The sequence below is a fragment of the Massilia sp. R2A-15 genome, assembly GCF_030704305.1.
Classification (GTDB): Bacteria; Pseudomonadota; Gammaproteobacteria; order Burkholderiales; family Burkholderiaceae_D; genus JAFCUW01.
The window spans coordinates 3,242,963-3,265,964 of record NZ_CP131935.1 but is presented as its reverse complement, the minus strand read 5'-3'; the positions used below and the strand labels follow the sequence as shown (position 1 = coordinate 3,265,964).

19 protein-coding genes are annotated in these 23,002 nt (G+C 62.9%); 15 read left to right on the top strand and 4 right to left on the bottom strand.

Going from position 1 to position 23,002, the window contains the following annotated elements; genetic code table 11:
• The first annotated feature begins 3 nt into the window (after positions 1-3).
• The 10 genes from Q4S45_RS14990 to Q4S45_RS14945 all read left to right on the top strand — a co-directional run bounded on the left by Q4S45_RS14990 (position 4) and on the right by Q4S45_RS14945 (position 13,197).
• Positions 4-906, top strand: a complete 903-nt coding sequence (locus Q4S45_RS14990) for a glycosyltransferase (RefSeq protein ID WP_305505549.1) — start codon at positions 4-6, stop codon at positions 904-906.
• Between the two features lie 50 nt (positions 907-956).
• Positions 957-2,090, top strand: coding sequence for a glycosyltransferase (locus Q4S45_RS14985; protein ID WP_305505547.1), 1,134 nt, complete (start codon positions 957-959; stop codon positions 2,088-2,090).
• Between the two features lie 101 nt (positions 2,091-2,191).
• Positions 2,192-3,046, top strand: coding sequence for an SDR family oxidoreductase (locus tag Q4S45_RS14980; RefSeq protein WP_305505545.1), 855 nt, complete (start codon positions 2,192-2,194; stop codon positions 3,044-3,046).
• A gap of 13 nt (positions 3,047-3,059) precedes the next feature.
• Complete coding sequence (locus tag Q4S45_RS14975; RefSeq protein ID WP_305505544.1) at positions 3,060-4,070, top strand: nucleoside-diphosphate sugar epimerase/dehydratase; 1,011 nt, start codon at positions 3,060-3,062, stop codon at positions 4,068-4,070.
• The gene (wecB, locus tag Q4S45_RS14970; RefSeq protein ID WP_305505543.1) at positions 4,063-5,193 is read left to right on the top strand and encodes a non-hydrolyzing UDP-N-acetylglucosamine 2-epimerase; all 1,131 of its coding nucleotides are present in this window, start codon (positions 4,063-4,065) and stop codon (positions 5,191-5,193) included. The genes Q4S45_RS14975 and wecB overlap by 8 nt, the downstream gene beginning before the upstream one ends.
• 102 nt (positions 5,194-5,295) lie before the next feature.
• Positions 5,296-6,594 (top strand): glycosyltransferase family 4 protein, encoded by a 1,299-nt coding sequence (locus Q4S45_RS14965; RefSeq protein WP_305505541.1) that lies wholly within the window; start codon positions 5,296-5,298, stop codon positions 6,592-6,594.
• Positions 6,488-7,012, top strand: a complete 525-nt coding sequence (locus tag Q4S45_RS14960; protein WP_305505539.1) for a WbuC family cupin fold metalloprotein — start codon at positions 6,488-6,490, stop codon at positions 7,010-7,012. Before Q4S45_RS14965 ends, Q4S45_RS14960 begins: the two co-directional genes overlap by 107 nt.
• A gap of 418 nt (positions 7,013-7,430) precedes the next feature.
• The gene (locus tag Q4S45_RS14955) at positions 7,431-8,675 is read left to right on the top strand and encodes a glycosyltransferase (protein ID WP_305505537.1); all 1,245 of its coding nucleotides are present in this window, start codon (positions 7,431-7,433) and stop codon (positions 8,673-8,675) included.
• Positions 8,676-8,861: 186 nt separating this feature from the next.
• On the top strand, positions 8,862-11,714 hold the full coding sequence (locus Q4S45_RS14950; protein WP_305505535.1) for a YjbH domain-containing protein: 2,853 nt from the start codon (positions 8,862-8,864) through the stop codon (positions 11,712-11,714).
• 46 nt (positions 11,715-11,760) lie between these two features.
• Positions 11,761-13,197, top strand: coding sequence for a phosphomannomutase (locus tag Q4S45_RS14945; RefSeq protein ID WP_305505533.1), 1,437 nt, complete (start codon positions 11,761-11,763; stop codon positions 13,195-13,197).
• 44 nt (positions 13,198-13,241) lie between these two features.
• Here the strand turns inward: Q4S45_RS14945 and Q4S45_RS14940 are convergent, their stop codons facing one another.
• Positions 13,242-13,598, bottom strand: coding sequence for a diacylglycerol kinase (locus Q4S45_RS14940; protein ID WP_305505531.1), 357 nt, complete (start codon positions 13,596-13,598; stop codon positions 13,242-13,244).
• An 87-nt stretch (positions 13,599-13,685) separates the two neighbouring features.
• Positions 13,686-13,916, bottom strand: a complete 231-nt coding sequence (locus Q4S45_RS14935) for a hypothetical protein (protein ID WP_305505529.1) — start codon at positions 13,914-13,916, stop codon at positions 13,686-13,688.
• Between the two features lie 341 nt (positions 13,917-14,257).
• Here Q4S45_RS14935 and flhB point away from each other — a divergent pair, with 341 nt between their 5' ends.
• Positions 14,258-15,436 carry a flagellar biosynthesis protein FlhB gene (gene flhB / locus Q4S45_RS14930; protein WP_305505527.1) on the top strand — a complete coding sequence of 393 codons (1,179 nt, stop codon included), beginning with the start codon at positions 14,258-14,260 and terminating at the stop codon, positions 15,434-15,436.
• Positions 15,433-17,547 carry a flagellar biosynthesis protein FlhA gene (flhA, locus tag Q4S45_RS14925; protein ID WP_305505525.1) on the top strand — a complete coding sequence of 705 codons (2,115 nt, stop codon included), beginning with the start codon at positions 15,433-15,435 and terminating at the stop codon, positions 17,545-17,547. Before flhB ends, flhA begins: the two co-directional genes overlap by 4 nt.
• A gap of 160 nt (positions 17,548-17,707) precedes the next feature.
• Here flhA and Q4S45_RS14920 read toward each other — a convergent pair whose 3' ends face one another.
• Together Q4S45_RS14920 and Q4S45_RS14915 are read right to left on the bottom strand one after the other, a co-directional pair.
• Positions 17,708-18,568, bottom strand: a complete 861-nt coding sequence (locus Q4S45_RS14920; protein ID WP_305505523.1) for an L-type lectin-domain containing protein — start codon at positions 18,566-18,568, stop codon at positions 17,708-17,710.
• Between the two features lie 256 nt (positions 18,569-18,824).
• Positions 18,825-19,799, bottom strand: a complete 975-nt coding sequence (locus Q4S45_RS14915; protein WP_305505521.1) for an IS110 family transposase — start codon at positions 19,797-19,799, stop codon at positions 18,825-18,827.
• Between the two features lie 347 nt (positions 19,800-20,146).
• Between Q4S45_RS14915 and rfbB the strand changes: the two genes are divergently transcribed.
• The 3 genes from rfbB to rfbD are packed head-to-tail and all read left to right on the top strand — an operon-like array spanning position 20,147 to position 22,948.
• Positions 20,147-21,175, top strand: coding sequence for a dTDP-glucose 4,6-dehydratase (rfbB, locus tag Q4S45_RS14910; RefSeq protein ID WP_305505519.1), 1,029 nt, complete (start codon positions 20,147-20,149; stop codon positions 21,173-21,175).
• The gene (rfbA, locus tag Q4S45_RS14905) at positions 21,172-22,068 is read left to right on the top strand and encodes a glucose-1-phosphate thymidylyltransferase RfbA (RefSeq protein WP_305505517.1); all 897 of its coding nucleotides are present in this window, start codon (positions 21,172-21,174) and stop codon (positions 22,066-22,068) included. The genes rfbB and rfbA overlap by 4 nt, the downstream gene beginning before the upstream one ends.
• Before the next feature lie 7 nt (positions 22,069-22,075).
• On the top strand, positions 22,076-22,948 hold the full coding sequence (gene rfbD, locus Q4S45_RS14900; RefSeq protein WP_305505515.1) for a dTDP-4-dehydrorhamnose reductase: 873 nt from the start codon (positions 22,076-22,078) through the stop codon (positions 22,946-22,948).
• Positions 22,949-23,002 lie beyond the last annotated feature (54 nt).

Here is a 23,002-nt window from a genome sequence, read left to right as displayed (position 1 = left end):
ATAATGACTACCCGACAATATCCGCTCGTATCCATTATCACGCCGGCTTACAATCAAGCCGAATATCTCGACGCGACGATTCAAAGCGTATTGGCCCAGACTTATCCCAATCTGGAATATATCGTCCTTGACGACGGCTCGTCCGATCGCACCCCGGAAGTCCTGAAGAAATACGACGGACAACTGCGCTGGGAGCGCCACGAGAACATGGGGCAGGCGCGCACGCTCAACAAGGGCTGGCGCATGTCGAATGGTGAACTGCTGGCCTATCTCAGTTCGGACGACCTGCTCGACCCGCGTGCGATAGAACGCCTGGTTGAGGAGTATGACGGCCAGGATTCCGTGATTTTCGGCGCCTACCGCTTGATCGATCAGAACGGCGCCACGATCAAGACCAAGAACACGGTTTTTCTTGGCTACGCAGATATGGTGCACAATTTCAATTGTCCGATCGGCCCTGGCGCCATATTCAGCCGCAGCCTGTTTGAGTCGAGCGGAGGCTGGAATACCGAGTTGCGGCAGATTCCGGATTATGACTTCTGGATCCGCATCGGCGCCCGGGCAAAATTCATCCGGGTCGACGAGGAATTGGCCGGTTTCCGGGTACATACCGGTTCGCAGACTTTTGCGCAGTCGAGCATTCAGAAGTCCGATGAGTCCATCGCCTCGATGGCGGACCTGTTCGAGAAGATGATGGCAACGCCTGGGCTGAGCCGAACCAAGGCCATGGCTGCCGCGTATGTGTATTCGGCCTGTCTGCATCTACGCTCTGGCCGCTACGGGACTTCAGTCAATCGTCTGGTCGATTCGCTTCGGTTCGGAGGCGCGCATGCGCTTTCGTTGAGAAACCTGAAGCGCGTGGCAGGCACGCTGTTTTCGATGTTCCGCTACTATCGGATCAAGTGAGCACGGTAGTTCTGGCAAGCATTTTATTGGGGTAACGCAGGTTGGCGAAAATGAAAATTATTCATGTGATCGAATCGCTGGCAGGCGCGGGTGGTGGGCTGCCGGCGGCGGTGAAGTCACTGGCGGTGCTACAGGAATCGATGGGCTATACAGTCGGCTTCGCTGCGACCGCCATGAAGGCGGATGCCTCGGCTTCCGATACCGGTATGGTTCGTCACCTTAAGGGCGCGGGTTTTTTCGCCAGTCTCGGCAGGAAGTTGGCATTTTTCCGCGCGATCCTCGCGCACGAATATGATTTCGTGCACGTGCATGGCCTGTGGAATCTTTCTTTTATTGCCATTTGTCTCTGCTGCAAACTGAGCGGAACGAAATATGTGGTCACGACGCATGGCCAGTTGCTGTCGACAATACTGCGTGCGGACTCGTTCGCGAAGCGCCTGAAGAAACAGCTCTACCAGTCGATAGTCGGAAAAGCGATTTTGCGGTCAGCGTATAAGGTGCACGTGTCCAGCGAGAACGAGCGCCTCGAGTTTCTGCGCAATCCCTGGCTGGCGAAAAAGGTCAATCTGATTCCGCATATCATCGATCCGATTTTTTTCTCCTGGCGCGACAATGATGCCGGCGCTGGCGCTGGCGCCGGCGCCGGCAAGTTCAAGGACATTTTGTTTGTCGGCCGCCTCGACCCGAGGAAGGGCGTGCTCGACCTGATAGAAGGATTTGCGCAATCGCGGCTGGCTCCGGAATGGCGCTTGCGCCTGGTCGGGCCCAGCAGTGACGTGGCCTTCATGGACGCGATAAGTAATGCTATTGCCGCGGCCGGAGTGCGAGACCGGGTACTGGTTGAAAGTCCGGTATATGGCGATCTGCGCCCGGCGCTGTACGCGAGCTGCTATGTGTTTTGTTTGCCCTCGTACTCGGAGGCCCCCGGGCTGGTGAATATCGAAGCGGCTTTGCTGGCGCGGCCCGTTGTCACGACGCCATATACCGGCCTATTCGACATCGCCGACAGCGGCGGGGTCCTTTGCGGCACGGGGGCAGGGGCAATCAGTGCGGCGCTGAACCAGGTCGCCAACTGGTCACCCGCCGAGTATCAAGCCCGATCGCAACGGATCCGGCAGTGGGCGGAGTCGATGCATTCGCTCGATGCCTTGGTTCCTTCCTGGCGTGCGTTTTATTCCGAGTAGCGCCGGGTAAGAATATTTCGCCAAGGTCGCTGACGGCGAGTGTTTCCGGCTTCTTGCTGAGCCAGATTTGTAAAAGATTATTTTTTGTATAGGGAATGACGATGAAAGTTTTGGTTTTAGGCGTTTCCGGCATGCTGGGCAATGCCGTGTTCAGGCTGTTTTCCGAGTCGCCCGAACATGAGGTGTTTGGTTCGGCGCGCAGCGGCGCGGTGCGTAGCGCATTCGGCCCAGAGCTGGCGAAGAACATCGTGGTCGGCACCGATGTCGATAACGCCGATTCGCTGGCGTTGCTGTTCGCGAAGGTGAAGCCGCAAGTGGTTATCAATTGCATCGGCCTCATCAAGCAACTGGCCGTCGCGAACGACCCGCTCCAAGCGATTCCCATCAATGCGCTGTTGCCACACCGTTTGGCGCGACTGTGCGAAATCGTTGGCGCACGTCTCGTGCACGTCAGCACCGATTGCGTGTTCGCCGGAACCAAGGGAAATTATCGTGAATCGGATCCATCCGACGCCGAAGACTTGTATGGCCGTTCGAAATACCTTGGCGAAGTGGACTATCCGCACGCCGTCACGCTGCGCACGTCGATCATCGGCCACGAGCTCGGCAGCGCAAATGGACTGGTCGGCTGGTTCCTGTCGCAGAGCGGTACCGTAAACGGATTCACCAAAGCGATCTTCTCGGGTTTTCCGACCATCGAGCTGGCGCACATTATCCGCGACGTCGTGTTGCCGCGGCCGGAACTGCACGGCTTGTACCACGTCGCCGCCGATCCGATTTCCAAGTTCGAATTGCTCAAGCTGGTGGCTGCTGTGTATCAGAAGGATATCGAAATCGTGCCGCAAGACCAGTTCGTACTGGACCGTTCCTTGAATGCTGACCGCTTTAAGGAAGCAACGGGGTACGCCCCGCCGAGCTGGCCCGCGCTCGTTGAAAAGATGTTCAAATTTAAATAAGGTAGGAATAGCTATGTTTGCTAATAAAGTTTTGATGATCACCGGCGGCACCGGCTCGTTCGGTAACACGGTGCTGAAGCGCTTTTTGAAAACGGATGTGCGCGAAATCCGCATCTTTAGCCGCGACGAAAAGAAGCAGGAAGAGATGCGCATTGCAATGAACAACAGCAAGCTGAAGTTCTACATCGGCGACGTGCGCGACTATGCGAGCGTGCATCAGGCGATGAAGGGCGTCGATTATGTATTCCACGCAGCGGCGTTGAAGCAGGTCCCTTCGTGCGAGTTCTATCCGATGGAGGCGGTGCGTACCAATGTGCTCGGCACCGAGAACGTCATGAACGCCGCCACCGCGAACGGCGTCAAACGCGTAGTCGTGCTCAGCACCGACAAGGCTGTGTATCCGATCAATGCGATGGGTATCTCGAAGGCGATGGCGGAAAAGCTGATGGTCTCCAAGTCGCGCATGCAGTTGGAAGGCGAGACGGTGTTTTGCGCTACGCGTTACGGCAACGTGATGGCGTCGCGCGGCTCGGTCATTCCACTGTTTGTCAACCAGCTGCGTGAAGGCAAGCCCTTGACGGTGACCGACCCGAACATGACCCGCTTCCTGATGTCGCTGGAAGACTCCGTCGACCTGGTGCTGTACGCATACGAGCACGGCAAACAGGGCGATATTTTCGTTCAGAAGGCGCCTGCCTCGACGGTGGCCGATCTGGCCCAGGCGGTCAAGGAGCTCTTCAGCAAGGAAGGCGAAGTCAAGATTATCGGTACCCGCCACGGCGAGAAATTGTACGAATCGCTGATTTCGCGCGAGGAAATGGCTCACGCCACCGACATGGGCGGCTACTACCGCATTCCTGCGGACAATCGCGACCTCAACTACGCGAAATATTTTAGCGAAGGCGAAAAGGAAATCTCCGAGCTCGACGACTACACCTCGCACAACACGCATCGCCTGAATGTCGAACAGATCAAACAGCTGCTGTTGAACCTCGACTACATCAAGGAAGAATTAAATGCGTAAGGTCATGACCATCGTCGGGACGCGCCCCGAGCTGATCAAAATGAGCCGCGTCATCGCGGAGTTCGATGAGCACACCGAGCACGTGCTGGTGCATACCGGCCAGAATTACGATTTCGAACTGAACCAGGTTTTTTTCGACGATCTGGGCATTCGTAAGCCGGATCACTTCCTGGAAGCCGTGGGCGACAACGTCGCGCAGACCATCGCTCGTGTGATCGAAAAGGCCGACGCCGTGATGGAACTGGAGAAGCCGGACGCATTGATGCTCTACGGCGATACCAATTCCTGCCTGGCAGTGCTGGCGGCAAAACGGCGCAAGATCCCAGTCTTTCACATGGAAGCCGGCAACCGCTGCTTCGACCAGCGCGTTCCGGAAGAGCTGAACCGCAAGGTGCTTGACCATCTGAGCGACATCAACATGGTGCTCACGGAGCACGCGCGCCGTTACCTGATCGCGGAAGGCATTCCGTCGGAAACGATTATCAAGACCGGCTCGCACATGCATGAAGTGCTGCAGTTCTACAAGGACAAAATCGCCAAGTCCGATGTGCTGGAGCGAATGGGCCTGAAGACGGACAAATTTTTCATTGTCAGCGCACACCGCGAGGAGAATGTCGACAGCCCCGAGAATCTGGTCGACATGATCGAAACGCTCAATGCACTGGCCGAGCAGTACGACGTGCCCGTGATCGTATCGACGCACCCGCGCACCAAGAAGCGTCTGGACGCGCTGGAGTTGGGCGAGCTGAACGCACACATTCAATTCCTCAAGCCATTTGGCTTCTGCGATTACATCAAGCTGCAGCAGGAAGCATTGTGCGTGATCTCCGACAGCGGCACGATTACCGAAGAAAGCTCGCTGCTCAACTTGCCTGCTATTACGATCCGCAACGCCCACGAGCGCCCCGAAGGAATGGATGCGGGTACCTTGATCATGAGCGGACTGAAGAAAGCCAGCGTGCTTGACGCGGTACGCGTGATCACCTCGCAATACGATAGAACCAGGCAAGTGATGCCGCCGGTACTCGATTACGAAGGCGGCGCGGTCTCGAAAAAAGTGCTGCGCATCGTGCTGAGCTACATCGATTATGTCAACCGGACCGTTTGGTCCAAGCCAGTGTAAGCAGATGCAAATGCAGTCGAATTTTGTATCTTTTTCCCCAGCTGCGAAGCGCTGCGCCGTCTTGCAGGCGGTCCGGCTGAAGCTTTCGGAGGCCGCGCCGTCATGCGTATTGCCCTAGTTGCGGACGTATTTCCGCCGCTGCGTTCGTCAGGCGCCGTACAGCTGCGCGACCTGGCGCGGGAACTGGTGCGTCAGGGGCACGAAGTGACCGCAATGATCGCGTCACCCGACCTTCAGAAGGATTGGCAGCTCGAATCTATCGATGGGGTGCAGGTGCTCCGCTTGCGCACGCCGAAAACCAAAGATGTCGGCTATTTGCGCCGCACCATCGGTGAACTGCTGATGCCGTTTGCCATGCTGCGTAATTTGCGCAGGTCGCCGCTGGCCGGCCAGCGCTTCGATGGGGTAACGTGGTATTCGCCGTCGATTTTTCTCGGCCCGCTCGTCAAGATGCTCAAGACTACCAGCGCTTGTCCGAGTTACCTGATCATTCGGGATATCTTTCCCGAATGGGCCGTCGACATGGGATTAATGGGGCGCGGGCTGCCGTATCGATTTTTCAAGGCTGTCGCGAATTATCAGTATTCCGTGGCCGACATAATCGGCGTACAGAGCCCGGGTAATCTCGATTATTTCGCGAACGTCGGCGATCGTTCGGTGCAGCGCCTCGAGGTGCTGCACAATTGGTTGGCGGAGGGCGCGGATGCCGGTTGCAGCATTAATGTGTCCGACACCGCGTTGAAGGGCCGGAAGATTTTCGTATATGCCGGCAATATGGGAGTGGCGCAAGGCGTCGACGTATTGCTCGAGTTGGCGGAGCGCTTGCAAGAACGTGCCGATATCGGTTTTCTGTTCGTCGGCCGGGGCAGCGATGTTGCGCGTTTGCGCGGTGTGGCAGTGCAGCGTGAACTCGACAATGTCGTATTTGCCGACGAAATTGATCCAGACGAAATTCCGGGTCTGTATGCGCAATGCCATGTTGGTCTGGTTGCGCTCGATCCGCGGCATAAAAGCCATAATATTCCCGGGAAATTCCTGTCGTATATGCAGTCTGCGCTCCCAGTGCTGGCGTGTATCAACCCAGGGAACGATCTGATTGGTTTGATCAACGGCGAGCGCATTGGATCGGCCTATACCGGTGGTGATCCCGCTCATTTCGCGGCCTTGGCTGAACAATTAGTCGAGCAAATCGAAAAGGAGCCGGAAATTCAAATCCGATGCACTCGACTTGCCGCTAAGATGTTTTCCGCGGAGGCCGCGGTGTCAAAAATTGTTTGCGCATTAGGTCAGAAAAATGAACATCACAGTATTTTCGCCGGAGCTACTGAGCGGCCTTATCAACCAGGCGCGGAAGTCGCCAAGGACAAGGCAGCACCACAATATCCATCAAGATTATCTTGATCCGTCCCAGCGCTTTCTGAACGCAATTGAACCTGAGAGTTACATCCGTCCGCACCGTCATTCACTCGATCCCAAAGCGGAAACTCTCATCGCGATCAAGGGGCAGTTCGGTTTGGTGTTGTTCGATGATGACGGGGGTGTCCAGAAGGTCATCAAGCTGGGGTCGGAAAAGTTCGGCGGCAATACCGGCGCCGATCTGCCGCCGGGCACTTGGCACACGATCGTTGCACTGACACCGGGTGCGGTTTTGCTCGAGCTGAAGGCGGGGCCGTTCAGGCCGGATGCTGCGAAGGAGCTGGCGCCCTGGGCGCCGGAAGAGGGCGGTGATGCGGCTGTACGGTATCTTTCAAACCTAAGAAAGATTATCGACACCTTCCCGAAGGTCGATGCGGACGCATCGTGCACACTGACTGCGTAACCGCGTCGTATCGAAAGCTACCCGCACGCCGCCGGTGCGTGTTCGCCGGATCGCCGCCGAGCTCGCCTGGCGCGCTCGTCCGGCGGGCGTAATTGTGCCGTGCCCCCCGGTCGATATCTGGTGCCTGGCGATCGTATTTTGCCCTGCGCGGGAATAACCGTTCCAAGCTGAGAACAAGATTTGTCGTTTCAGCAAGTGGACAGCGCTCCATTTAGTTGCTTCGCACAACCGAGGGGGTAATTGTCTGAATCTTTAGGGAAATTGTCACAATTTGTAATGTGGTGTTTAGTATGCTGCGCGCCACAAAACCCTGTTTCAATTGCCTTAATGTTTGGGTGGGCAAATTGCTTCATGTTAAAATCTCGCCTTGTAGCTGTTTTAAAAAATACGAAAGCTTAACTTGGCCCTGAAGTTGTTTATGAACCTGTCTTCGTCTGAAAATATCGGTTGGGTGTTGGGATTGCTTGGGGCGTTCCTCTGTTCGATCGGCCTGGTAGTGACGACGCGCTGGCATGGCAAATTCACGCTCGACGGCACCGCGGGCGTACAGAAATTCCACATCGAACCGACCCCCCGTATCGGCGGCGTCGCGATTTTCCTCGGCCTGATGATTGCCTGGCTGGCGTCCGACGACGCCCTGCAGGATGTGTTCGGCCCGATCCTGATCGCCGGCCTGCCGGCTTTTTGTTTCGGCGTGGCCGAAGACCTGACTAAGCGCGTCTCGGTGCGCACCCGGCTGGTCGCCACCATGGCCAGCGGCATGCTGGCCTGGGCGCTGACCGGCGCCAGCGTCACCCATACCGGTATCGTCGGCGTCGATTTCGCCCTGGCCTGGGTGCCGTTCTCGGTGCTGTTTACCGCCTTTGCGGTCGGCGGCGTGGCCAATTCGGTCAACATCATCGACGGCTTCAACGGCCTAGCCGGCGGCACCGTCACCATCTGCCTGGTGGCCCTGGGCCTGATCGCGCAAAACTGCGGCGACGTCGAGCTGGCAAAGCTGTGCTTCATCGTCGGCGCCGTCACCGTCGGCTTCCTGATGGTGAACTTCCCGTTCGGCAAGCTGTTCCTCGGCGACGGCGGCGCCTACCTGCTCGGCTTCATCCTGGCCTGGCTGGCCGTCACGCTGGCCTACCGCAACCCCGGCGTCTCCGCCTGGGCCCCGCTGCTGGCCTGCGCCTATCCGATCTTCGAAACCGTGTTTACCATTGCGCGCCGCGTGTGGGCCAGGACCCATCCCGGCCAGCCGGACAGCCACCATCTGCACAGCCTGATCAACGTCGCCGTGTCGGCGCGTCTGTTCCCGAACGCCCGCGCCGACCTGCGCAACGCGTCGGTGTCGCCGATCTCGTGGACGATCGCGGCGATCCCGGCGGCGTTTTCGGTGCAGTTTGCCAGCCGTAACAGCGCACTGGCCCTGTGCGGCCTGTTCAGCTTCATGATCTACCTGACGTGCTACTTCCTGGTCGCCTCGTCGAGCCGCGTGCGCAAGCAGAAGGCCGCAATCAAGGAGGACGCCGGCGCCGCGCTGCCGGCCCGGCACGGCAACATCATTCCGATGATCCCCAAGGCGCCCGCGCCGTCCGTTTCGGTGCGCAGCGGCGCCCGGCGCATGGCCTCCGAGCGCGGGATCGCCCACGCGGACCGGTACCAGGAAGCCGAATAAGCTTGCTGCATGCGGCCTCCACAAGCTTGACGTCGTCCAGGAACGGGCCCGCACTGCCGAGCGGAGTGCGGGCGCAAACATTGCTGCTAGAATAACGCACTTTCCGGCCCCGCCAAGTCGCGGCCCCCACCTGCCGTCTCCTGCCGCCAGCGGCGGGCGAGGGCGCTGACAATCTGGACCAATTCCTTGCTTACGTTCCTGCGCAATACCATCAAAATCACGTGGTGCGGCTGTGTGGTGTTCGGCGCCGCCCAAGCCGGCGCCGCCACCCCCAGCCTGAACGGCCAGTCGGGCTACATCAATATGCCCAACGCCTCGGTCGAACAGGACGGCACCTTCAGCACGGGCTACAGTTACGACAATCCTTACGGCGCGATCTGGACCAGCGCCACCATCCTTCCTTTCCTCCAGGTCGGCGCGCGCTACGTGTCGATCAGCGGCGTCGCCGGCTTTTCCAGCGTGCCGGGCCAGTACGGCAGCAATTACGGACGGTTCAAGGACAAGGTGTTCGACGCCAAGGTGCGCCTGTGGAGCGAGACGGCCTGGCTGCCGCAAGTGGCGGTCGGGGCGACCGACCTGCAGGGCACCGAGCTGTTCAAGGGCCAGTACGTGGTGGCCACGAAGACTTTCGGCGCGGCGAAGAACCTGGAGCTCTCCGCCGGTGTCGGGCGGCGGCGGCCGGACGGCGTGTTCGCCGGCGCGCGCTGGACCCCGGCGCAAGCACCAAACTGGTCGGTGGTGGCCGAATACGACGCCATCGATTACGCGCGCGATTTCCGCGCCGGGCAAACCTTCGCCGGCCAGCGCAAGGCCGGCCCGGTGGTGGGCCTGGAATATCACCGCGGCTGGCTGGGCGCCCAGATTGCCCGCCACAGCGACCATTTCAGCGCCAACGCCTACGTCTCGATTCCGTTCGCCCAGCGCGAATTCCTGCCGAAACTGCGCGAGCCCAAGGCATTCGAACAGAAGGACGCGCCGCCGCGCGCCTCGATGGCCGCGTGGCAGAAGGACGGCAAGCCGGGCGCCGCGCTGGTGCAGGCGCTGGCGCGGCAGGACTTCAAGAACATCCGGGTCGAGCTCGACGGCGGCATCCTCAAGATGACGCTGACCAATAACCGCATCTCCAACCTGGGGCGCGCGGTCGGGCGCGCCAGCCGCACGGCGCTGGCGTTCGCGCCGGCCGGCACGCGCGGCCTGCACATCACCTATACCAAGAACGAGCAGCCGGTCGCCACCTACGAATTCCAGGATCTGTATGCGCTCAGCTACTACCTGGGCGGCACGATCGACCGCGAGGCATTCCTGAAGACCGTGCTGGTGCGCCAGGGCACGCCGGACGACCGGCTCGCCACCGCCGACCAGCCCGGCATGCTGGCCGGCCTGAACGAGGACGTGCCGATCGGCGTCGATGTCGGCCACGACGGCAACGCCATCCAGCTGCGCTCGGAAGACCGCGAGAGCAACCGCATGCGCATCGCGCCCAAGCTGGGCCTGTTCTTCAACGATCCGAGCGGCGCGCTGCGCTACGAAGTGGACGCGGCCGCCAATTACGACCGGCGCCTGGCGACCGGCCTGTACCTGAACGGCGGCCTGACCGCCAAGGTGATCGAAACCGTCTCCGGCGTGACCCAGCCGTCGAACAGCCTGCTGCCGCACGTGCGCACCGACATTGCCGAGTACAAGCGCGGTTCGCGGATCAAGCTCAACAAGCTGATGCTCAACCAGTACGCGATGCCGGCGCCGAACTGGTACGGCCGGCTGTCCGGCGGCTTTTACGAAGAGATGTACCGCGGCGCCGGCGGCCAACTGTTGTATGCGCCGAACGACGCGCGCTGGGCCGCCGACCTGACGGTCGACGCGCTGCAGCAGCGCGGCGTGCGCGGCTGGTTCGACGCGCGCGACTATCGCACCGTCACCGCCCTCGGCGCCCTGCATTACCGCCTGCCGTCGGACATCACCGTCACCGCGCGCGCCGGGCGCTTCCTGGCCAGGGACGCGGGCGTGCGGATGGAATTCAAGCGCCGCTTCCTGTCGGGCATCGAACTGGGCGCCTGGTACACCAGGACCAACGGCAAGGACATCACCAATCCGGGCTCGCCGGCCAATCCCTACAACGACAAGGGCGTGTTCCTGAACATCTCGCTCAACAGCATGCTGCTGGCGGACACCCAGGCCAGCGCCATGCTCGCGGTCTCGCCATGGACGCGCGACGTCGGCCAGCTGGTGGCCACGCCGGGCGACCTGTACGAGATGATCGAAAAGCCGCGCCGCGACATGTCGATCGCCGACGGCCTGGGCAACCTGGGCGAGCGTCCCGACGAGCAGGCGCTCGCCGCGCTGTACATGGACCCGAAGCCGCTGAGCAGCCCGTGGCCGGTATTTCGCCTGCGCCTGGACCAGGCCGCCGCTTCGTCGCCGACCCTGCCCGTGTGGATCAAGGGCGGCGCGCTGGGGACCGGCGCGGTGCTGGCCAGCGCGGCGCTGGACAAGCCGGCCGACCGCTTCGTCAAGCGGCACCAGGAAAACGCCGTGATGCGCGGCTGGGGCAATTTCGGCAAGGCTGCGCCGATCGCGCTGGTGGGCGCCGCCGGCGCCGCGTTCGCGTTCGGCGACCAGCGCGCGCAGAACATCGGCCTGATCTCGCTCGAGTCGGTGGCCGGCGCCATCGGCGTGACGACGGTGGGCAAGTACGCCGTCGGCCGCGCCCGTCCCGGCGAAGAGCTGGGATCGTGGGCGCACACCGGCGGCAAGCGTTCGGAGGCATCGTTCCCGTCCGGCCACAGCGCGGTGGCGTTTGCCGCCGTCACGCCGTTCGCCCAGGAATACGATGCGCCGTGGCTGTACGGCCTGGCCGCGCTCAGTTCGGCGGGCAGGGTGGCGGCGCGCCAGCACTTCGTCTCCGATACCGTGGCCGGCGGCCTGGTCGGCTATGCGATCGGCAGCTGGCTGTGGCAGTCGCAGCGCGAAAACCGCGGTTCCTTCCTGTCGATCAATCCGGGGCCGAAGGAAATCGGCGTGTCCTGGCGCGGATCGTACTAAGCAAACGGCAACCCGGCCACCGGCCGGCCACCTCTCGGAGAACATTTTGAAAAAAATCAACATCGCCGACATGATGCGCAGCACCGGGGTGGCCTTCGGCACCAGCGGCGCGCGGGGCCTGGTGGCCCAGATGACCCCGGAAGTGTGCTACGCCTACACCGCGGCGTTCTGGCAGGCGGTGGGGACGGGCAAGCGCGCCGTCATCGGCCACGACCTGCGTCCGAGCAGCCCGGCGATGGCGGGCGCCTGCGCCGCCGCGCTGGCCGACCTTGGCGTCGAAGTGCTGTATGCGGGCGCGCTGCCGACGCCTGCGCTGGCCTCGTTCGGCCGCACGCTGGGCGCGCCTGTGCTGGTGGTGACCGGCAGCCATATCCCGTTCGACCGCAACGGCCTGAAGTTCTACAGCGCGAGCGGCGAAATCAGCAAGGCCGACGAACAGGCGATGCTGCACGCGGTGTTGACGGTCCCCGACCAGGTCGCGCCGGCCAGCCTGCCGGCGCCCGACCCGCGCGCGCAAGCGGCTTACCTGGAGCGCTATACGGGGTTCTTCGAGCCGGGCAGCCTGCGCGGCATGCGCGTGGCCGTCTACGAGCACAGCAGCGCCGGGCGCGACGTGCTGCGCGCCATCCTCGCGGCGCTGGGCGCCGAGGTGCTGGCGCTCGGCCGCGCCGACACCTTCGTGCCGATCGATACCGAAGCGGTCGGCGCGGACGACGTCGCGCGCGGCAGGCAGTGGGCCGCCGAGCACCGGTTCGACGCGATCGTCTCGACCGACGGCGACGCCGACCGCCCGCTGATCGGCGACGAGACCGGCGCATGGTTTCGCGGCGACATGGTCGGCGTCCTGTGCGCGCAATTCCTGCACGCCGATGTCGTCGTCACTCCGGTCAGCAGCAACACCGCGGTGGAGAAGTGCGGCGCCTTCGGCCAGGTGCTGCGCACCCGCATCGGCTCGCCCTATGTGATCGCCGGCATGGAGCAGGCGCAGGCGGCGCAGGGCGGCATCGTCACCGGATATGAAGCCAATGGCGGCTTCCTGCTGGGCAGCGACATCAGCCAGGGCGGCAAGCGCCTGGCGGCGCTGCCCACGCGCGACGCGGTGCTGCCGATGCTCGCTCTGCTAACCATGGCGCGCCAGCGCGGTTGCCGCCTGTCCGAGCTGGCGCGCGGCTTGCCGGCGCGCTTCACCCACAGCGACCGCCTGCAGGAGTTTCCCACCAGCGCAAGTGTCGCCCTGGTCGCCGCGCTACAGGAAGACCGCGACGCCATGGCCGCCGTGATGGCGCCGGGGGCGGGCGCGGTAACGCAGGTGGACACCACCGACGGCCTGCGGGTCACGTTTGGCAGTGGCGACATCGTGCACCTGCGCCCGTCCGGCAACGCGCCGGAACTGCGCTGCTACGCCGAGGCGGCCGATGCCGCGACGGCGCAGCGCCTGTGCCAGGAATGCCTGGCGCGAATCTTGGCGCGGGCGCGCACTTAGCAAAATGGGGTCCCCGCTTGCGCGAGGACCCCATTGCATTGCGCTCAGAGCGCGAAAGACTCGGCCAGGAAGGCGGCGAACACGGCCGCGCTGGCCAGGCTCAGCACCAGCACGGCGCCGGCGGCGCAGTCCTTGGCGATGCGGATCGCGTCGTGGCGTTCCGGGTGCAGGTGGTCGAGCGCCGCCTCGAGTGCGCTGTTGAACAGTTCGGCCGCCAGCACCATCCCGCACAGCACCAGCAGCAGCGCCCACCACAGCAGCGGCGGCCGCCGCCACGCCAGCACGGCTATGACGCCCAGCGCGGCGCAGCACTGGGTGCGAAAACTCGCCTCGTTGCGCCAGGCCGACGCGATGCCGTGCAGGGCGAAGCCGAAGCGGCGATAAAAGGGCTGATTCTTCATGTCGATGGCGGAAAGGGAGCGGGCATAAAAAACGGCCGAACGAATCGGCCGATTTCTTACCTCTGCGGCGCCGAAGCGCCGTCCAAATTAATGGTGGGTGGTGGTGCTGTTGCTGTCCGAAACGGCCACTGCAACTGCAGCAACGGCCACGCCGATGACGATGGCGGTAGCGACTGGCACGCCAGCGATGGTGCCCGACATCAGCGGAGCCGGTGCGACCGGTGCTGGTGCTGGGGTAACGGTTGCTTCAGCGGTCTGGGCGAAAGCTTGAGCCGAAACCAGGCTCAGGGCGGCGGCGATAGCGAAAATCTTTTTCATTTGTTTAATTCCTTGTGATCGAAAAATTTTGGAAGCACGGTATTCATTGATGCTTTCGTATTATAACCACGAAAACAGAATCAATTGCAACATTCTGCCAATCGCGTGCCGAATCCCATTTGACAGGCGCGATGGCGTCGGATATACGCGACATAATGCCACTTATATATTAGTCCTTGTAAATCAATCATCTGCCGTGGCCGCTTTGCCCAACGCCGCGCCGGGCCGGCCCGATAAGACCGCCCTTTGCACCCCTGTTCAGGGGATAGCCCCAGAGCAATATGACGAATAATGTCGGCTATCGTCGCCCCTCGGTGTGAAGGGGCGTAACCGGAGTGGACATGGCAGAAGACAGCGACGCAGAAAAGACCGAAGCCGCGTCAGCCAAGCGACTGGAGCAGGCCCGTGCCGAAGGCGACGTGCCCCGGTCGCGTGAATTGGCAACCTTTGCAGTATTGATGACCGCCGGCGCCGGCCTGTGGATGACTGGCGGCAGCGTGGTGCGCAGCCTGAACGCCGTGATGGTGTCGGGCCTGGCGCTCGACCGCGCCCAGGTGTTCGACGCCGACGTCCTGATCCGCCGGGTCGGCGTGGACATCGGCCACGTGCTGCTGACCTGCCTGCCGCTGGCCTTCGCGGTGATGGTTGTCGCGCTGGCGTCGCCGCTGCTGATCGGCGGCTGGCTGTTCTCCGCCAAGTCCTTCATGCCCAACTTCGGCAAGCTCAATCCGGTGCGCGGCCTTGCCAACATGTTTTCCACCAACGCCCTGGTCGAGCTGGCGAAGGCGGTCGCCAAGACCGTCGTCGTCGGCGCGGTCGCCTACCTGGTCATCATGGGCAAGAAGGACGCCGTGATGGGGCTGGCCGTCGAATCGGTGGGCGAGGGCAGCGCCCACTTGGTCAGCCTGCTCGGCACGACTTTCCTGTTCATCGTCGGCGGACTCGGCTTCGTCGCCGCCATCGACGGCCCCTACCAGGTCTGGCATTACGCCAACAAGCTCAAGATGACGCGCCAGGAAATGATCCAGGAACACAAGGAGTCCGACGGCAACCCGCAGATGAAGGGCCGGATCCGCCAGATGCAGCGCGAAATGTCGCGCCGCCGCATGATGGCCGCGGTGCCGACCGCCGACGTGGTGGTCACCAACCCGACCCACTACGCGGTGGCGCTGAAGTACGCCGACGGCCAGGGTGGCGCGCCGCGCGTGGTCGCCAAGGGCGCCGACGAAGTGGCGGCGAAGATCCGCGAGATCGCGCGCGAGAACAAGGTCGCGCTGCTCGAGGCGCCGGCGCTGGCCCGTGCGCTGCACCAGCACACCGACATCGACGACGAGATTCCCGAGGCGCTGTACTCGGCGGTGGCCGAAGTGCTGGCCTACGTATTCCAGCTGCGCGCCTTCAGCAAGGGCGGCGGCAAGTATCCGGAGCGTCCGACCAGGCTGGCCGTGCCGCCCGAGCTCGATCCGCACAACCCCGCATCGCAAAAAAAGCCTGACACGAATAACGGAGCAACGCCATGAACGCCAGCATCAAACTTCCCGCCTGGATGAGCGGCCTCGGTGGCCGCGGCGGCAGCGCGCTGGCCGCGCCGCTGATCATCATCCTGCTGCTGTCGATGATGGTCCTGCCGCTGCCGGCCTTCGTGCTCGACCTGTTCTTCAGCTTTAACATAGCGCTGTCGGTGATCGTGCTCTTGACCAGCCTGTACACGGTCAAGCCACTCGACTTCATGGCCTTCCCGACCATCCTGCTGGTGTCCACCATGCTGCGCCTGTCGCTCAACGTGGCCTCGACCCGCGTGGTGCTGACCGAGGGCCACACCGGCGGCGCGGCGGCCGGCAAGGTGATCGAAGCGTTCGGCCACTTCCTGATCGGCGGTAATTACACGGTCGGTATCGTCGTGTTCATCATCCTCACCATCATCAACTTCACCGTCGTCACAAAGGGCGCCGGCCGGATCGCCGAAGTGGGCGCGCGTTTCGCGCTCGACGCGATGCCGGGCAAGCAGATGGCGATCGACGCCGACCTGAACGCCGGCCTGATCGCCGAGGACGTGGCGCGCGCGCGCCGCACCGAAGTGGCCCAGGAAGCCGAGTTCTACGGCGCGATGGACGGCGCCAGCAAGTACGTGCGCGGCGATGCGGTGGCCGGCATCATGGTCACCGTCATCAACGTCGTCGGCGGCCTGCTGGTCGGCCTGCTGCAGCACGACCTCGGCTTCGCCCAGGCGCTGCAGACCTACACGCTGCTGGCGATCGGCGACGGCCTGGTCGCGCAGATTCCTTCGCTGATCATTTCGGTGGCGGCCGGTATCGTCGTCTCGCGCGTGGCGTCCGACCAGGACATCGGCGCCCAGCTGACCAACCAGCTGTTCGCCAAGCCGCAGGTGCTCTACATCACCGGCGGCATCATCGGCGGCATGGGCCTGATCCCGGGCATGCCGAACCTGGTGTTCATCCTCTTGGGCGGCCTGCTGATCGGTTCGGCCTACCTGATCAACAAGAAGCGCCGCGAAGCGCCGGCCATCGAAGAGGCGGCGGCGGCCGCGGCGGCGGCAAGCAATGCGCCGGCCGCCAATCCCGAGCAGGAGGAGGCCAGCTGGCAGGACATCATGCCGGTCGATACGCTGGGACTGGAAGTGGGCTACCGCCTGATTCCGCTGGTGGACAAGGCGCAGGGCGGCGAACTGCTCAAGCGCATCAAGGGCATCCGCAAGAAATTTGCGCAGGAAATCGGCTTCCTGGCGCCGCCGGTGCACATCCGCGACAACCTGGAACTGAAGCCGTCGGCCTACCGCATCCTGCTCAAGGGCGTCGAGATCGGCAGCGGCGAGTCGCTCAACGGCCAGTTCCTGGCGATCAATCCGGGCATGGCCAGCGGCACCTTGCCGGGCCTGGTCACCACCGACCCCGCGTTCGGCCTGCCGGCCACCTGGATCGACGCCGGCCTGCGCGACGAAGCGCAGAGCATGGGCTACACCGTGGTGGACGCCGGCACGGTCGTCGCCACCCACCTGAACCATTTGATCACCACGCACGCGTCGGAGTTGCTGGGCCGCTCGGAAGTGCAGGCCTTGCTGGACCATATCGCCAAGGACGCGCCGAAGCTGGTCGAGGACCTGGTGCCGAAGATCGTGTCGCTGTCGACCTTGCAGAAGGTGCTGCAGAACCTGCTGATCGAAGGCGTGCACATCCGCGACATGCATTCGGTGATCGAAACGCTGTCCGAGCACGCGGTGCACACGCAAGACCCGAACGAGCTGACGGCGCTGGTGCGCATCGCGCTGGGCCGGGCCATCGTGCAGCAGCTGTTCCCGGGCGCGGCCGAGCTGTCGGTGATGACCCTGGACAACCGCCTCGAGCGGCTGTTGCTGCAGGCGATGGGGGCGGGCGGCGACGGCACCGGCATCGAGCCGGGGCTGGCCGACACGATTGCGCAGCAGGCCGGGCAGGCCGCGGCGCAGCAGGAAGCGATGGGGCTGACGCCGGTGCTGCTGGTGCCGGCGCCGCTGCGCGCGCTGCTGTCGCGTTTCCTGCGCCGCGCGCTGCCGCAGCTGAAGGTGCTGTCGCACAGCGAGATTCCGGAAACGAAGACGATCCGGGTGACCAGCCTGGTGGGGGCGCCGGGCTAACGCGGTGAAATAAGCTGCGCCGCGCGCATCGTCGGGGTCTGGTCCTGCGGACCTGACCCCATGTTGAGAGTCGCGACGACGCCACCCTGCACCGGTTTTTTTTGGCAAGTCAAAATGGGGTCAGGTCCGCAGGACCAGACCCCGGTGCTGCGGGACGCGCTCAGGAGCGGCGTGCAGCGACCCGCTTGCGCGCGGCCAGCGCCGCCAGTCCCAGCCCCACGATCCACGCCGTGCCTGGCTCCGGCACATTCGACGGCACCACCGCGGTGTCGGCGAACGTCCACTGGATGATGTCGTGGTTCTCGCTCAGCGCGCCGGTGGCGGCAGTGAAGCCCGCATACGCCTGGTTGGTGCCGAGGATCGAGGCAATGTCCACCTGGTAGTTCTGCAGCGCCACGAACGTGGTCCCGGCCGCCTGGTCGAGCAGGCTCACCGACAGGTTCGCGCCGTCGTAGCCGACGTTGACGGTCCACAGGTCGCCGTTCGACATGCAGCCTGGCGTGGCTCCGAAGCAGTACGACTGGCCATACGGGAACACCGGGCTGGACGTAACGTAGCTGCCGTTGGCGCTCACCGCCACGTGGTTGTTGCTGTAGCTGTCGTAAAAGCCGTTGTCGTAGGTATCGAATTCGATCGCGAAGCTGTGGTTCACGCCCTGGTAACCCATGCCCTGGCCGCTGGAGCCGAGGCCGGTGGGGGCGGCGGCGAGCACGAAGGCCAAACCGTCGGCCGGGGTGCCGCCGCTGTGGGTCATGCGGAACTGGAACGAGGTGCTGAAGGTGGCGTTGCTGCCGAGCTGGAGGCTGTTGGTGCTGTAGAACGCGCCGCTGCGGCTGCCCTGGTCGGGCGTCAGCCGCATTACGGCGCCATCCCCGGTGTTCACGACGCCGGCGCTGCCCACCATGGTGAGACCGGCAGTGTTCGAAAAATTACCATAGCTGATCACGGTTGCCTGCGCCGATGCCGCGCAGCAGGCGGCAGCCAGTACCGCGGCTTGCATCAGTGGTTTGAATGCGTTCATGAGTCTCTCCCAGGGTGTGTCGATTCTTGATTTTTGGCCGCGACGCAAGCGCCCGCCTCAGGGTTAAGCAAAAAGCAAGATTTATGCCGAATTTGTTTTCCCTTTGGAATCAGAAGCTTAGTAAATACGCGGTTTTCAGATGTAAAGAACACCGACACAATCACCCAGCCGCGTCAGCTCAAGAAACGTCGTACGCGTGCAAGGGAAACGCATGCACGCTCAGTATGGGTACCTGCCTGCGCAGATACTGTGGTCCCTAATTTTTTGCAAGCGCCATTTTTGGATCGAAGCGTGCGTTACTCTTCAGTACCGCCATCATCCAATGGATCAGCTTGCGCATGACTGCGACCAACGCGACTTTACCCCCTTTGCCTGCAGCTCGAAGTCGCGCGTAGAGCGCTTGGGCAGCTGGATTGAACCGAATCGCGGTCATCGCCGGGCAGTACAATATTTTGCGTAGTCGTCCATGTCCTAGCTTGCACAAGTGTGATTTGCCGTGCACCGAATCGCCGGACTGATTATGTTCCGGTGATAGTCCTACGAACGCCACCATCTGGCGGATATTATCAAAGCGGTCTACAGGAAGCCACGCAAGAAAATAACTGCTAACCCGTTCCCCCACCCCGGGAATACTGCGTAGGAGTTCCTGTTGATTCCGCAGTCCGGGGTGGCGGTCGATATGATCGCGGATTTTTTGCGTCAATAATGCTTCCTCTTCCTTCAAAGTCAGCAATATGCGATCGACCGATTCCAACGCTTGGCCCGCCGCTTCGTGACGCCGATTCTGCTCCTGCACATGCATGCCTTGAACCGCTTCCAGGCGCGCGATGAGGCGCTGCAACTCCCGCACTTCCGTCGCGGGAGGCTCCCAGAGGACCAACTTCTTGGATTGCTCGCCAAATCGGGCGATCAACTCGGCATCAGCTCGGTCAGTCTTTTGTCTGCGCATCTCAGATTGGCCAAAAGCTTTAATTTGCAAAGGATTGACGACGCTGACCAAATATCCAGCGTCAAACATGGCATGCGCCAGAGCTTCGTAATACTGGCTGGTCGCTTCCATCACCACGCGACACTCATTCGCCGAAATACCCTGCTCGACGAGCCAATCGCAAAGCGCCTGAAAGCCAACGGGCGAATTTTCAAATGCCTTGTTACGAATCTTGCCCGTTTTTCCCGACAGCCAAGCCAAGTCAAATTTACGCTTTGCGATATCGATTCCGACTACTTCCATGGCAGCCTCCCCCATCCGCTGGTGATTTCGCTAGGACTTTATCTCGTGCATCCTTAAGAACACAGGCTCGCAGCCTCAGATACTGTTCGCACTCTGCGATAAAGGGAAGGACATGCGGCTTATCTGCGTCAACAGGCTCGAAGCCTCGGGTACGACTCAGCCTACATGCCCTTCGTTTTCCAAGCGTCCTCAGAAATCATAACGTGTTCCACAGCGTATAAGGTACGACCTGATTCGGGCAGCGCCAGTGTTTGCCGGTTCGCATTTCGCCATCGCAGCGATAGCGCGATTGCACATCGTGTAACATTCGATCACGTTCGCATTTTCGACTCTTCCGACCCGAATTCATGATCTTAGTTACTGGTGGTGCCGGTTTTATCGGATCCAATTTCATCCTGGAGTGGCTGGCGCAAAGCGATGAAGCGGTCGTCAATGTCGACAAGCTCACCTACGCCGGCAACCTGGCCAACCTCGCCAGCCTCGACCATGATCCGCGCCATATCTTCGTCCGGGCCGACATCGGCGACAGCGCGCGCCTGGCCGCGCTGCTGGCGCAGTACCGGCCGCGCGCCATCGTCCACTTCGCCGCCGAAACGCACGTGGACCGCTCGATCAGCGGACCGGCCGCGTTCATCGACACCAACGTCGGCGGCACCTTCTGCCTGCTCGAATCGGCGCGCGCCTACTGGCTGGACATGCCGCCTTCGGACCGCGCCGCGTTTCGCTTCCTGCATGTGTCCACCGACGAAGTGTACGGTTCGCTCGGCCCTGCCGATGCGCCGTTCACGGAAACCTCGCGCTACGCGCCGAACAGCCCGTATTCGGCCTCGAAGGCCGCCGCCGACCACCTGGTGCGCTCCTACTTTCAGACCTACGGCTTGCCGGTGCTGACCAGCGCCTGCTCGAACAATTACGGCCCGCTGCAGTTTCCCGAAAAGCTGATCCCGCTGGCGATTACCCGCTGCCGCGCCGGCCAGCCGGTGCCGGTGTATGGCGACGGCGCCCAGGTGCGCGACTGGCTGTATGTGGCCGACCATTGCGCCGCGCTGCGTACGGTGCTGGCCGGCGGCCGGGCAGGGGAGGTCTACAACGTCGGCGGCTGGAACGAGAAAACCAACCTCGCCGTGGTGCATGCGCTGTGCGACCTGCTCGACGAACTCGACCCGAACCCGCGCGGCAGCCATCGCGCGTTGGTCACCCACGTCGCAGACCGGGCCGGACACGACCGGCGCTACGCGGTGGACGCGGGCAAGATCGCGCGCGAACTGGGCTGGAAGCCGGCGCACAGTTTCGAGGCAGGGCTGCGCGCCACCGTCGAGTGGTACCTGGCCAACCCGCAGTGGCTGCACGACGTCATGGCGGGGGAGAAGCAATGACCGCGTCCGCGCCCGCCCGCAAGGGCATCATCCTGGCCGGCGGATCGGGCACGCACCTGTATCCGGTGACGTTCGCCGTGTCGAAGCAGTTGCTGCCGGTGTACGACAAGCCGATGATCTACTATCCGCTGACCACGCTCATGCTCGCCGGCATCCAGGACATCCTGATCATTTCCACGCCGCGCGACACGCCGCGTTTCGAGGAGCTGCTGGGCGACGGCAGCCAGTGGGGCCTTCGCCTGCGCTATGCGGTGCAGGCGGCGCCGGAGGGCCTGGCGCAGGCCTTCCTGATCGGCCGCGATTTCCTCGGCGGCGGGCCATCGGCGCTGATCCTGGGCGACAACATCTTCTACGGCCATGAGCTCGAGGCGCGCTTGCAGGCCGCGTCAAGCCAGGCGGCGGGATCGACGGTGTTTGCCTACCACGTGCACAATCCGCAGCGCTACGGGGTGGTCGAGTTCGACGCGGCGGGGAGCGCGGTGAGCATCGAGGAAAAGCCGGCGGCGCCGAAATCGCATTACGCCGTCACCGGCCTGTACTTCTACGACGGCCAAGTGGCCGACATCGCCGCCGCGATCACGCCATCGGCGCGCGGCGAACTGGAGATTACCGACGTCAACCGCGCCTACATGGAGCGCGGCCAGCTCAACGTCGAGGTGATGGGGCGGGGCATGGCCTGGCTCGACACCGGCACCCACGATTCCCTGCTCGAGGCGAGCCAGTTCATCGCGACGATCGAACACCGCCAGGGGCTGAAAGTGGCCTGCCCGGAAGAGATCGCGTACCGGAAAGGGTATATCGACGCCGGCCAGCTCCGCGCGCTGGCGCAGCGCCTGCACAAGAGCGGCTACGGCGAATACCTGTTGCGCCTGCTGAACGAGCGGATCTTTTGAGGCGCACGTGAAGATCCTCCTCACCGGCAAGAACGGCCAGGTCGGCTATGAGCTCGAACGCAGCCTGCAGGCGCTGGGCGAGGTCGTCGCCGTCGACCGCAGCCAGATGGACCTGTCCGACCTGCGCCAGGTGCGCGAGGTGATTCGCGCGGTGCGGCCGCACCTGATCGTCAACCCGGCCGCCTACACCGCGGTGGACCGGGCCGAAAGCGAGCCGGCGCTGGCCCTGCGCATCAACGGCGAGGCGCCGGCGGTGATGGCCGACGAAGCCAAAAAGCTGGGCGCGGGAATCATCCACTACAGCACCGATTACGTCTTCGACGGAACCAAGGAAACAGCCTATGTCGAGACCGATGCGACGTGCCCGATCAATGCGTATGGCGCCACCAAGCTGGCCGGCGAACAGGCGATCCAGGCCGCCGGCGTGCCGCACCTGATCCTGCGCACCAGCTGGGTGTACGGCATGCGCGGCAAGAATTTCCTGCTCACCGTGATGCGCCTGGCGGGCGAGCGCGACGAGCTGCGCATCGTCGCCGACCAGTTCGGTTCGCCGACCTGGTGCCGCACGGTCGCCGACACCACCGCGCAGCTGGTGGCCAGGCTGGATGCCAGGTCCGGCGTGGTCGAGGCGATGGCGGGGGAGCTGGGCGGCATCTACCACCTGACTGCGTCGGGCCGGACCTCGTGGCACGGCTTCACCGAGGAGATCGTCAGGCACGCTTCGATCGCCAGGAAGCCGCGGGTGACGGCGATCCGCACGGAGGAATATCCGTTGCCGGCGAAGCGTCCGCGCAATTCGGAATTGTCCGGCGAGCGCCTGCGTTCGCTGAATCTCCATATGCCGCACTGGCAACACGCGCTGGCGCTCTGCCAGGGCTGATCTCCCGCCGCTGGGAAGCCCGGTGGGGCCAGCCTTCGCTGGTACCGCCAAAAT